This window comes from Bacteroides sp. 1_1_30 (assembly GCF_020982715.1).
GTDB classification, from domain to species: Bacteria; Bacteroidota; Bacteroidia; order Bacteroidales; family Bacteroidaceae; genus Bacteroides; species Bacteroides xylanisolvens.
On the sequence record NZ_JAJKHN010000011.1, the window covers coordinates 37,576 to 50,859 of the forward strand.

6 protein-coding genes are annotated in these 13,284 nt (G+C 41.4%); 4 read left to right on the forward strand and 2 right to left on the reverse strand.

The genetic code is table 11. From position 1 onward, the window contains the following. Positions 1-420: 420 nt before the first annotated feature. Positions 421-1,707 carry an IS1380-like element ISBfi1 family transposase gene (locus LPH68_RS04425; protein ID WP_004312659.1) on the reverse strand — a complete coding sequence of 429 codons (1,287 nt, stop codon included), beginning with the start codon at positions 1,705-1,707 and terminating at the stop codon, positions 421-423. Between the two features lie 177 nt (positions 1,708-1,884). Here LPH68_RS04425 and LPH68_RS04430 point away from each other — a divergent pair, with 177 nt between their 5' ends. Next, positions 1,885-3,012: an AraC family transcriptional regulator gene (locus tag LPH68_RS04430; protein WP_005680128.1), complete on the forward strand. Its 1,128-nt coding sequence runs from the start codon at positions 1,885-1,887 to the stop codon at positions 3,010-3,012. A 156-nt stretch (positions 3,013-3,168) separates the two neighbouring features. Here the strand turns inward: LPH68_RS04430 and LPH68_RS04435 are convergent, their stop codons facing one another. Beyond that, a complete protein-coding gene (locus tag LPH68_RS04435; RefSeq protein WP_004318648.1) occupies positions 3,169-3,411 on the reverse strand; it encodes a transposase in 243 nt (80 codons plus the stop codon). A gap of 230 nt (positions 3,412-3,641) precedes the next feature. On the opposite strand from LPH68_RS04435, the gene LPH68_RS04440 reads away from it, so the two are divergent. The 3 genes from LPH68_RS04440 (at position 3,642) to LPH68_RS04450 (ending at position 13,281) form a co-directional block, all read left to right on the forward strand. After that, the gene (locus LPH68_RS04440) at positions 3,642-5,690 is read left to right on the forward strand and encodes a hypothetical protein (protein WP_004318649.1); all 2,049 of its coding nucleotides are present in this window, start codon (positions 3,642-3,644) and stop codon (positions 5,688-5,690) included. 72 nt (positions 5,691-5,762) lie between these two features. After that, a complete protein-coding gene (locus LPH68_RS04445) occupies positions 5,763-9,731 on the forward strand; it encodes a two-component regulator propeller domain-containing protein (RefSeq protein WP_004318650.1) in 3,969 nt (1,322 codons plus the stop codon). A 391-nt stretch (positions 9,732-10,122) separates the two neighbouring features. Beyond that, positions 10,123-13,281, forward strand: coding sequence for a TonB-dependent receptor (locus tag LPH68_RS04450; protein ID WP_004318652.1), 3,159 nt, complete (start codon positions 10,123-10,125; stop codon positions 13,279-13,281). Positions 13,282-13,284: the final 3 nt, after the last annotated feature.

The following is a 13,284-nucleotide window of genomic DNA, read 5'->3' on the forward strand; positions in this document are numbered from 1 at the left end:
CCAATTGTTGTCTTGAAATTGGGGATTTCCTGAACATGGATAATGCCTAACGCTTACTGTTATTAATCTTTTTTGGTAAAAGACAAGGCAAAAATACTAAAAGAATTGATTCGCGTCAATAAAAATCCAACTTTTTTATTATTTTACTCTCTGCGCCACTGAATTTCATCGCTCTCCGCTCTCCAAATCCCGTGCCCTTCAGCGATAAGTAATCCTGAGTTCATCAATTGCCTCATAAAAGAGCTTTTGTACATCCTAAAATCCGCAACCTGTAATATTTTTGATATCTGGGGTTGCAGATACCTCTCTAAAACGACTCGTTTTCGTAAAGAACCCTAATGGTGCAGTCGCAAGAGACAAAATCCCCTTACCCCATGATGCGACTTGAGGCAATACGCAAAAGGCCACGAAGATTTGAGGCTACCCAAAATCAAATTTGAAGGCCATCATGTATGCATCATTGCTTGTGTATATGTTCAGTATGTGCTGTCTTGCAGTCTTAATCCATTTTGCAGGGACAGAAACATACTTGAATACAAAAGTTTTGATTCTGCTTGTGCGTTTAAGTCCAAAGCTCTTCATGTTTGCGTCAGATATGAGGTGTCTGTAAAAGTTTCGTATTAAAGCGGTCAGAAGCAGGAACACCGTGTTTTCCGCCATGAACGATTTTGGCAGCCGTTTCCAGCCAAAGCCGTTGTTCATGTCGTCCAATACACGCTCAGCACCGCCACGCTTGTTGTAATACTCCACGATGTCACGGTCTGTCGAAGTATAGTCATTTGTCAGTATGCATCTGTATGTATATTCCCCTTCCCACAGGTCGAGTTCCTTGTTGATGCTTCTTTGCCGCTGTATGACAAGGCGGTACGCTTTGCCGACCCATTTCTCTGCAATGATGGAGCATATCTCAAACTCGTGACCGTTTATGTATTCGGTCTTCCATCCGCGCAAGGCAAAGATATCGTCATACAACGATACACACCTGTTTGCGCGGATATAAAAATGCCGACTGTGCTTCTCCACCATTTCCACCATAGCCTCAGAGCATGAGCCACAATCCATCCTCGCACGGTTTATATGTATTCTGGCATTCTCCAAACGCTCAAAAATACGTTTTAGAGTGTCTTCCTGATGGAAACGGACATTGGTATTGCCGTCGCGGTTCTCTATCCCGACGATGACATCGCCGACCGTTGCTATTCCTGGACTGTAACCGGTAAACTTCTTGTAGGTTATTTTTGCGTCAAATTTCTCCGTCTCAATGAACTGGTGGTCAAAATCAAAGTCATATTCATTGTCTGGCAGCAACTGTCCAGTTGCCAGCAATGCATTGACAAGCAGATTGTTAAGGTCGGAAGCCACGTTGAAGTCGTAGCTTTTGCCCGAATCAGACCTGTAGGTCAGATTCGGTGTGGTCAATTCACGAATGGCCCTAAGTATTGTGTCTGCGCTGCATGTACGGAGGGGTGGATGCAAGCAAAGTGCTTCCATAAGGTGTGAGGTCACGTCTTCGACACATGACCCTCCACAGAAATATACGCACATCAGAGAACGTATTATCTCGCTATATTGATAGCCATACACTTTGCTACGCAAACCTAAAGTAGAGTCTATTGTACAAGACAACATCCTGTCGAATTTCTCCATAATTGGAAATATACCACCAAAAGATGTGAGTTTCTCGGATTTTATTTGTACTTTTACCATGCTTGATGAGGTTTTGTTTGACTATTTTTGCAACACTAAGTTAAGTGAATCCTTTGACATGACAAAATCCTGAGCCGCTCGGCTTTGCCGCTTGGCTTGTCCAAGAACTTTTTGTTGTTCAGGATATTATAAAAGTTAAAATTTATAGTGTTGCGGAATTAAGGTAATAACAATACTATGAAATCGTTATTCATATTACAACTTGTATGTTGCGTCATTACAGCCATGCTAGCATTGCAATTAGCCATGGCAAGTTTGCAGGTGAGATGGAAGGTGTGGCGCTACGAAATATCAAGATGGATTCTCGTTGCATCCATGCTATTCTTCTCCGTCCACTACCTCTTACAGATGATTCATGGACTCCGTGCACAAGGTGCCGATGTGGGCGCAGCATTCAACATATTGTTCTATACTCCAGTGGCATTTGCCATCACTCTCTCCATAATCAACATAGAGAGCACAGGCAACAAAGTGCGACGGTATTGTTTACGTGGTATGATGGCATACATACTCATCGCCATAGTTTTCGTCATTGGCATGTTCAAAAGTCAAAGTTTACACATTGGCAATATGCTCTATGTGATGCTCGGTCTTTTTGTGGCTAGCATGGCATATTTTATTCTTATCATTCGCAAAGAAACAAAAGCCCGAAAGCAGAAGCTCATGGAGAATTTCGGAATCGACTTGATTCCATACGTGCGCTATTCGCAAGCCAGCATCATTTTGCTATACTTTGCTGCTGGACTCCTTCCTGTAGCAATCCTCTTCAATACCTTATTATATATAATAGGTCCCTTGATATTACTCTCTGTCATCTTTTTCGTCCACACTTTCATTGCTATGGGCTATTACATCACACCCAAAGAAGTCATTCCTGAGGAAAATGACGCAGAAGCAAAAGTCACGGAAGCAGAAGACATGAAAGACGGCAAGAACACTCATGGCACAAATATCTTGACAGCTAATAGAAAGATGGAAATAGAATTAGCCCTCAAGAAATGGTGTGAAGAGGGATTTTATAAGGACTATGAAGTTAACATCTATTCGCTAGCTACCAAGTTGGGATACAAGAAAAACGAACTGACAGAATACTTCAATCAGTCAGAATACACCAATTTTAGAACCTGGCTTAGCGACATTCGTTTTAATGAGGCTGTTCGCATGATGAAAGCCAACCCCGAATATAGCATTGACGCTATTTCCACAGAGTGCGGTTTCTCATCCCACACATGGATTTATCGTATATTCAAACAAAAAACGGGCATGTCACCTAGCCAATGGCGCAAACAGTTTGCCTCCATCTAAATGCGTATTTTTGTAATTTCGCATTAAATAGCATTTAAAAGAGGTGTGTCAGCGTTTTGACACAACCTCTACTTAAAAGATTTAATTTACAATAGTATTGCGGAATTAAGGTACATGAAACCGATAACCTGTCATAGTGGCATTGGGAAAAGCCGTTCAGACGATCCGCATCATGGTCGGCAAAAGATCTAAAGTGACCTCTTTGGCTGTCTTGCGCTTGGAGACATGAATCATTTCAAGCACCTTTATGACGTCTTCAGACTTCGTGCCACGTATCATGGTCACAAGTGTACCTCTGCCACCACGTCCCGCACGATTAGTGACAACAGTATATAATTCTCCGCAGCTTAAAGAAGTCTCGTCAATACAAAGGCTAGGGACCTGAGGTTGTGCCCGCATTCTGACACATTTACATTTGTAGTATTAAATATCCCAATAAAAATATAAGTGTATATTGTAATGGGATCTTAATAGAGGATTAAAAAATAAATACTTAATGGGCTGTTTCTTATGAATTCTACTGAAATCTTATAATAATTGCTCAAAAAATCACATTCTTTGTATACGTAATATCCTAATTTTGGAACGCAAATTAAAAGAATATTAATAAACTAAATTATCTGATTTATATGACAAAATTAAGATGTATGCTTTGTTGCCTGATGATCTGTACTATTACTATTGATGCTAGGACTGTTAATGATATATATAAAAGAATATCTGCACAAGTCTCCTTGAAGGTTCCCGGTAATCAATCACGAAACTATTCCCTTGCTTTTCAAGGAGCCGTTGATGATAAGGGAATCTATCTGTTAGAGTCTGAAGAAAAAATACCATTAATCATTACAGAGAGAATAGAACGTGACAATGTTAAATGTGTAATGGTAGTAAGTATTACGGCATTGGAAGACGTGTACTTTAATTATCAACAACAGTTGAAAACAGGCTTCCGACATAATGACTGTATGTTTTATCTACCAGGATTCTGGTATAGTCGCAATTTACGTTCTCCTAAAGGTGCTCCTTCATTTCATATATCAGAGAGTTGGCTGGTACGTGAGGATCGTCTGAGCTCACCCCTTACCGGTATCTTCAATCAGAAAGATGGACGTTATATGACTGTGGCACGCAAGGACGATTTTCAATGGGATGCCCTTGCTACCCACCAAACAGGCGAAATCATCCTCTCGGGCAAAACGTCCCTAGGGTTCACCGGCTTTGAGAGCCATGACGGAACATCAACACTATCTTTTGGATTTCCTTACCGAGAAGCTCCTAAAACCTATATTCGTAAGTTGACGCTGGCTCCGGAGGTTACATCTTTCCAATATCTAAAAAAAGGAGAAACAGTACTCCTGACCTGGGAATTTATCGAGGGGCAGGCTACAGACTACTCAGATTTTATTTGCCATACTTGGGAATATTGTTATGATACATACCGTCCCCAACCTGTGAAAATACCTTTTTCTCCAGAAGAGATAAAAGGAGTGCTGAGCAATTATTTTGTGGAAAGTTTTGTTGGGGACAAAGCTCTTGCCTATTACTCCAGCCCTGAAATGAAAGTGGCAGCCTGTGCCAACATGAATGTAGCAGAGATAGGTTTTGTCGGTCGCGTACTTCTAAACGCTTTCAATGCATGGGAGTTTGGCAATGAGAATGGACGTGATGACCTTGCAGCTAGCAGTAAAAAGATATTTGATAGTTACTTAGAAAATGGCTTTACGGAAACCGGTTATTTGCGTGAATGGGTAAATCTGGAAAATGATAGTGATGTGAAAGAAGAACGCCCAGTGCATAGCATACGTCGTCAGTCGGAAGGAATTTATGCCATGTTTCATTATCTGAATTATGAACAGAAGTATAAACGTCACCATCCTGATTGGGAACAACGCTTAAAGAAAATGCTCGATATGTTCTTGCAACTGCAAAATCCAGATGGAAGTTTTCCACGTAAATTCCATGATGACTTTACAGTTGTTGACGGAAGTGGAGGAAGTACTCCATCCGCTACATTACCTCTGGTTATGGGATATAAATATTTTAAGGACAAACGCTATCTGTCCGCTGCCCGGCGTACTGCGGAATATCTGGAAAAAGAGCTTATATCAAAGGCTGACTATTTCTCCTCTACGCTGGATGCAAACTGTGAGGATAAGGAAGCTTCCCTCTATACCGCTACGGCAACTTACTATTTATCATTGATAACAAATGGTACGGAACATAACCACTATGCCTCTCTGACACGAAAAGCGGCTTATTTTGCCTTGTCCTGGTATTACGTCTGGGACGTTCCGTTTGCTCCCGGGCAGATGTTGGGTGATATCGGTCTGAAAACTCGCGGCTGGGGAAATGTCTCGGTGGAGAATAATCATATTGATGTATTTATTTTTGAATTTGCCGATGTGCTCCGTTGGCTTTCCAAAGAGTATAATGAACCTCGTTTCTCTGATTTTGCTGAAGTCATTTCTACTTCCATGTGCCAGTTACTTCCTTATAAAGGACATATGTGTGGAGTGATAAAAGTTGGTTATTATCCGGAAGTGATCCAGCACACCAACTGGGATTATGGAAGGAATGGAAAAGGATATTATAATGACATGTTTGCTCCCGGTTGGACGGTAGCATCCCTTTGGGAATTGCTGACACCGGGACGTACTGAGAATATACTGTTGAAATAGCTCTGATATCCACTTTTCAGGATATTCTTATATCCTGTTGTATGTTAATTAATGAAACTAACAATTAAGACAATGCAGAGACTACGTATTTTAGTTATATTAATACTTCTTTCTTTGATGCCTCTTTATTCCCTTGCCGTTCTGAATGAAGGACAATATGCATTCCGTTCACTTGATATCAATAATGGATTATCCCAGAATACGGTCCATGCCATCCTTCAGGATAAACAAGGATTTATGTGGTTTGGGACGAAGGATGGTCTTGACCGGTATGATGGTATCTCTTTTCGGACTTTCATGAAAGAATCCGGAACCTTGGGCAATAATTTCATCACTTCTTTGTATGAAGACAATCTTGGGCAAATATGGATTGGGACAGACGTAGGCCTATATGTCTATTGCCCACAAATGGAAAAGGTCAGGCATTTTACTCTGATAAGTAATTCAAACATAGATATAGACTGTACGGTCAATCTGATAACTGGGGACCAGAAAGGAGGTATCTGGGTTGTAACTCAGACGCGGGGAATCTTCTATTACAATCCCCAGGATAGCCAGTTGGTTAATTATCAGTCGGACGGGTCCGGTACTCTGAACCTTAAAACTTCCGGCCAACTCTATTTTGATTCGGACGATGTCTGCTGGTTGGACATACGTGATGGAAATCTGTATTATTCAAAAGACAAGCTTAAAACTTTAACTCCGATTTTTCCAGAAGATTCAAAAGTGTCTTTCAGAGATGAATACATCTATAAATTGCTCCCCGGACCCTATAATTGCATGTATGTGGGAACTGTATTCGGACTGAAAGAAGTGAACCTAACTAATAAGACTATCCGTACCCTTCTTTCCAAGGATGAATTGGGAGGTGATATTTATATCAGGGAACTTGCATTTTATTCAGATGACGAATTATGGATAGGAACCGAATCGGGACTTTATATCTATAATCTGCACACGGCAAAAATCATCCACTTGCAGAACGTCAACGGTGATCCCTATTCAATCTCTGACAATGCCATCTATTCGATTCTCAAAGACCGTGAAGGCGGAATGTGGATAGGGACTTATTTTGGGGGTGTGAATTATTACCCCCGGCAATATACCTACTTTGATAAAGTCTATCCCCAGAAAGAATCAAACAAAATGGGAAAAAGGGTGCGGGAGTTTTGTGCCGCCCATGACGGCACACTCTGGATAGGTACAGAAGATAAGGGGCTTTTCCATTATTATCCTAGTACTGGAAAAATCGAACCGTTCATTCATCCGGATATTTATCATAATGTTCACGGATTGTATTTGGACGGAGATTATCTGTGGGTTGGGAATTTTGCAAAAGGATTGAAGCGTATTGATTTGAGGACATACGCTGTAAAGCACTATGATAATATTGCAAGTGATATCTTTTCTATCTGCCGGATAACTGCGGGCGATCTGTATCTTGGAACAACAATAGGATTGTTTCGGTACAACCCAGATACGGAACGTTTTAAACGCGTCCCCGAACTTGGGTGGACGTTTGTTTATTATATAAAGGAGGATAAGCAGGGGAATTTATGGCTGGCAACTTATGCCGATGGCGTCTATAAAAAGAATGTCCGTACAGGTGGTTGGGAACATTTCGTACATGAGGAAGCAGACTCGTCCACCCTTCCATCCAATAAGGTGCTGAGTATTTTTGAAGACAGTCAAAATCAGCTATGGTTTACCACACAAGGAGGTGGCTTCTGCCGCTTTGTGCCTTCCGCCAACACCTTTGTCCGTTATGACGGTATCGGTCTGCCAAGCAACGTCATTTATCGGATTGAAGAAGATGAAAAGGGATTGTTCTGGGTTTCAACCAATAAAGGGCTGGTGCATTTTAACCCGAAGAATTCCAGTTTTAAAGTGTATACAGTTGCTAATGGGTTGCTGAGTAACCAGTTTAATTACCAGTCCAGCTATAAGGATAAGAATGGACGGATTTATTTTGGCTGTATTAACGGTTTCATCTCCTTTGCCCCCTCCTCCTTTATTGATAATGATTTTTTACCCTCTGTTTTGATTACCGATTTTATGCTCTTTAATAAAAAGGTGGTAGTCGGAGAAAAAGGCTCTCCATTGAAACAAAGTATCACTTTGTCAAACCATATCGAACTTCAGTCAAATCAGAATTCGTTCTCCTTCAGGATAGCTGCGATAAGTTATCAGTCACCGAGCATGAATACACTGCTATATAGACTGGAAGGGTATGATTCCGAATGGCATACAGCGGGTAAGGGCCCTATTACGTATTCCAATTTACCTTATGGGACATACATGTTACGCGTGAAAGGTGCGAATAGTGATGGTGTATGGAATCCAGATGTACGCACATTGGGGATCAGGATATTGCCCCCGTTTTATTTATCCGTATGGGCATACCTGATTTATATCCTATTGATACTCGGTACATTTTTCGCCCTCTTCTTTTATTTAAGGAAGCGTACTATTGAAAAGCAGCGTAAAGAGATGGAGAAGTTCGAACAGGAAAAGGAGCAGGAACTCTACACCACTAAGATAGATTTCTTTACAAATGTGGCACACGAAATCCGTACTCCTTTAACACTGATAAAGTGCCCATTGGAGAATGTACTTGCTGATAGGGAACTCTCCGAAAATGTAAGGATGGAATTGGAAATTATGGATCAGAACGTGGAGAGGTTACTGAACCTGATAAACCAATTACTTGATTTCCGTAAAGCGGAAAATAAAGGTTTTAAATTGAATCCGAAAGAATATAATATCGGTACTATCGTCCACTCTGTTTATAAGTATTTCACCACTTTGGCAAAGCAAAGGGGAATTAAACTTGAAGTAGAAGTTCCAGAGGAAGAATTGTTGGCTTCTGTTGACAAAGAGGCTTTGACCAAAATTCTCAGTAATCTGTTTGCTAATGCATTGAAATATGCCCGGACATACGTTTATCTCCATTTGTCTGTTGATGAGAAGAATGAGGTGTTCACTATCTCTATGAGTAATGATGGGAATATAGTCCCTATCGAAATGCGTGAAAATATTTTTAAAGCCTTTGTCCAATACCGGGACGGGAAAGATATTGTCTCGGGCACAGGCATCGGATTAGCTATGGCTCGTTACTTGGCAGAGTTGCATCAAGGTATGCTGGTGATGGACCGGGAGCTAGATTGTAACCGTTTCATTCTTTCCATTCCAATATTACACCAGACACTTCCGGATGATTCGGAAGAACAACATAAGAAACCTGGGTATGATGATGAAGATCGTGAAGTTTCTGATAAAGATAAAAGAGAGGTTGCTTCCATATTGGTTGTAGAAGATAATAAGGATATGCTTGCTTTTGTGTTCAGGCAATTGTCTTCATTGTATCATGTACTGATTGCGGAAAATGGGGTCGAGGCGTTGGACGTTCTTGAACAGAAATCTGTGGATCTGATAATAAGTGACATTATGATGCCTCTGATGGACGGGGTTGAATTATGCAAGCATCTGAAACAAAATCTGGACTATAGTCATATTCCTGTAATATTATTGACAGCTAAAACTAATCTGGAATCAAGAATCGAAGGACTTGAAGAAGGGGCGGATGCGTATATTGAAAAGCCGTTTTCTATGGAGTATCTTCGTGCCAATGTAGCAAATCTGTTGAGTAATCGGGAAAGATTACGCCGTCACTTTATTGAATTTCCTTTTATCAAAGCAGATGCAATGGCGCAGACAAAGGCCGATGAGATGTTTATTAGCAAGTTAAATGAGTATGTATTACGCCATCTTGATAATACGGACCTGCAAATTGATGATATAGCGGATGCAATGAATATGGGACGTTCCAACTTTTACCGGAAATTGAAAGGAATCCTAAATATGAGTCCGAACGAATATCTCCGCCTTTTCCGTTTGAAGCAGGCAGCTTCCATACTGAAAGAAGGAACCTATGGAGTGGTGGAAGTCTCTTACATGGTAGGGTTCAGTACCCCCTCCTATTTTTCAAGCTGTTTTAAAAAACAGTTCGGAGTACTGCCTAAAGATTTCATATCGCACTAGTAATATGTATTTTGCTTTAAATTTTATAATATCAGGTCATTTTCTGATATTTTATCCGAGTTGTTCCGGGTAATTTTGCAAATATATTAACAACTAAATTTGATGTATGACAAGGTATTTACTTTTTTTTGCCAGCCAGCCTTCGGGCGGAAGAGAGAGTTGTTTTCCTATCGTATATATAAACGATTCTTAGTTTGAGAATTTGTACTGTAATTTATATAAAGTCAAAGAAATAATTATAAAATAAATTGCACACACAATGAATAATAGAAAAGAAAATGAACAGAGTTGTATAGTAATGAATAAAAAAGAGGGTACATCGTGCATTACGACACACCTCCCTGTATTTCAGAGAAAAATCTACACTACTAATCAAAAAATCTATTGATATATGAACTGTAAAGTAAAACAAGGATGCCTTACCAGCGAAAGCTGTTGCATCCTGTTATGGTTAGCCTTCACATTATTTCCCGTTTCCGTTGTAACGGCGGCAGATAATAGAAAGATCGACGAGAGCCAGCAAAAAGAAGTAAAAGCAGAAATGAAAGGATATGTGGGAGACGAAAACGGAGAGCCTGTTATTGGAGCTACCGTATTGGAAAGTGGAACGCAGAACGGGGTTATAACAGATGTGGACGGTATATTCACTATACAGTTGGCAAAGAACGCATCATTGACCATTTCATATGTTGGGTACCAGAAGAAAACGGTAGTGGTAAAAGATAAGAAGTTCATTTCCGTTAATTTGACTCCGGACAGGAGTATGATGCTGGATGAAGTGGTCGTGGTCGGTTTTGGCAAACAAAAGAAAGAATCCCTCGTGGGAGCTGTGCAGGCAGTGAAGCCGGAAGACCTGAAGATGACATCCAGTAATCTTAGTACTTCATTTGCCGGGAACGTTCCAGGTATCATCGCCGTACAAACACAGGGTGAACCAGGCTCTGATGAGGCGAAATTCTATATACGTGGTATATCAACTTTTGGTTCGAATACCTCACCGCTGATCATACTTGACGGTGTGGAAATCAACGCTACGATGATGAACAATATTCCTCCAGAATCTATCGCGTCGTTTTCTGTGCTGAAAGATGCTACGGCAACGTCCCTATACGGCTCACGGGGGGCTAACGGAGTTATCATCGTTACTACCAAGCAAGGACAGCTTTCCGAGAAAATGTCTGTAGATATCCGCTTTGATAATACTTTCTCCATGCCTACCTATGTGCAGAAAATGGCAGATGGCCCGACTTACATGGATATGTATAATGAAGCCGTTTATAATCAGGCTATTGCCAATAACCAAGAGTATGAGCCTTTCTATAGCCGGGATAAGATAGATAAAACACGTGCCAATGCAAATCCCTACCTGTTCCCAAACAATGACTGGTACAGTATGTTGTTCAAAGACTTCGCCGTTAATCAGAATTTGAATATCTCCATCAAGGGCGGAAGCAAAAATGTGGATTACTTCCTGAATGCTGGAATCTTCTATGAAAATGGTATCATCCGGCAACCCAAGGAAGATAAGCTTGATGTGGGTATGCGCAACAAGAAATACCTGTTTCAGAGTAATGTGACAGCCCGTGTTACCTCTACGACGAAAGTGGGGCTAAATATGAATACGCAGTTGTTCTACCACCATGCCCCCAAAACAAGTACCCGGAATTTGTTCGCCTATTCCATGCATGGGAATCCCGTACGTTTTCCTGCTACACTTCCTGCTGAACCAGGGGATACATACATCCGCTACGGTAGCAATGATCCGTGGGATGTGGGAAAATCAGAGCCGAATCCTTACGCCAAATTGAGTGAAGGTTATACGGAACGAAATTATGTCTATATGACGACCGCTTTCAATCTCGAACAGGACTTGAAGTTTGTCACACCAGGGTTAAAACTCACCGGACTGGCATCTTTCTATAATTACAGTTTTAACTGGCTGGATCATTGGATTGTACCTTTCTACTATAAAGTATCTGATGACTATACGATGGATGATCAGGGAAACTACCTTTATAAGACTTCGACTATCGGTGAGCCGGGAGAACCTTATCTGAAGAGCAATTCCGGGCGTGATCCGACAGAGAGTGTCTGGTCTTTACAGGGAGCGCTGGACTACTCACGCCAGTTTGGTGGACATGATGTGGGAGCTACCCTTGTTTACCACATGAAAGAAACCAAGAAAGTGAAGGACGGCGGAGCTGAAAAAGATCTTCTTCCTTACCGTGAGCAAGGGATGGCCGGACGTCTGACCTACAGTTTTGGTCAGCGTTACCTGCTTGAGGCTACCTTTGGTTATAATGGCTCGGAGAATTTCAGAAGCGGGCATCGTTTCGGATTCTTCCCTGCGATTGCCCTAGGATGGACTATTTCTAATGAAAAGTTTTTCCAACCGTTAAAAAAAACAGTTTCCACTCTGAAAATCCGAGCTACTTATGGATTGACCGGAAATGATGCGCTTGCCACTCGCTTTCCCTATGTAACAGAAGTCAGTATGAATAATAATTTGGATTGGTGGACTGGTAGCGGTACCCGCGTGAATGGGCCGCTTGTAAATATTTATGGTAATGCGAACGCTACATGGGAGAAATCGAAAAAGCTGAATTTAGGTGTCGATATGACCCTTCTTGAATCTATGGATATAACCATTGATTATTTCAAGGAAGACCGTAGTGGAATTTTTATGCAACGTTCGTCCGTCCCTTCAACAATGGGAGTGACAGGTATGCTGCCTTATGCCAACATTGGCTCGGTAAAGAATAAGGGTGTGGATATGAGTGTAGCATACAGCAAAGTAATTGGCAAAGATTGGGTGCTCCGCCTGAACGGTAGTCTGACCTATGCACATAATGAGATTACGGAGATAGACGAACCGGTGAATGTAGAACCCTATTCTTCAAGAATCGGACACCCGATAAACAGTATTATGGGATATGTGTCTGACGGATTGTTTACTTCTCAGGAGGAAATAGACAGATCTCCCAAACAGTCGTTCGGAAATTATACGGTGGGAGATATTAAATATAAAGATCTGAATGGTGATAACGTGGTGAATGGTTATGACAGGACGATTATCGGCAATCCTGAAATTCCGGAGATTATCTATGGTTTTGGAGGAACGTTGAAGTATAAAAAGTGGGATTTGTCTCTGTTTTTCCAGGGAGTGGCCAAAGTCAGTTTAATGATGAGCGATATTCATCCGTTCAGCGAAGCGGGCCATAAAGGATATAACATTGCACAGTATATCGTTGATGACCACTGGTCGGAAAGCAATAATGTAGCCGGTGCCGCCTATCCCCGATTATCACCCGAATTTATCACGAACAATGCGCAAACCAGCACTTATTACCTACGTAACGCAGCTTTCCTGCGCCTGAAGAATGCCGAACTGGGCTATTCCTTCTTCCCGTGGCTGCGTGTGTATGCAGCAGGTACTAATTTGCTGACATTCTCTCCGTTCAGTACCTGGGATCCTGAAATGGGAAGTGGGAATGGTTTGAAATATCCGCTACAGCGCACGGCCAAGATCGGGATTCAGTTTCATTATTAATTA

What these genes read in the sequence shown, in the direction of transcription:
- LPH68_RS04425 (WP_004312659.1), bottom strand. Translation starts at nt 1,707, where the DNA reads ATGGTAAAAGTACAAATAAAATCCGAGAAACTCACATCTTTTGGTGGT.
- LPH68_RS04430 (WP_005680128.1), top strand. Translation starts at nt 1,885, where the DNA reads ATGAAATCGTTATTCATATTACAACTTGTATGTTGCGTCATTACAGCC.
- LPH68_RS04435 (WP_004318648.1), bottom strand. Translation starts at nt 3,411, where the DNA reads ATGCGGGCACAACCTCAGGTCCCTAGCCTTTGTATTGACGAGACTTCT.
- LPH68_RS04440 (WP_004318649.1), top strand. Translation starts at nt 3,642, where the DNA reads ATGACAAAATTAAGATGTATGCTTTGTTGCCTGATGATCTGTACTATT.
- LPH68_RS04445 (WP_004318650.1), top strand. Translation starts at nt 5,763, where the DNA reads ATGCAGAGACTACGTATTTTAGTTATATTAATACTTCTTTCTTTGATG.
- LPH68_RS04450 (WP_004318652.1), top strand. Translation starts at nt 10,123, where the DNA reads ATGAACTGTAAAGTAAAACAAGGATGCCTTACCAGCGAAAGCTGTTGC.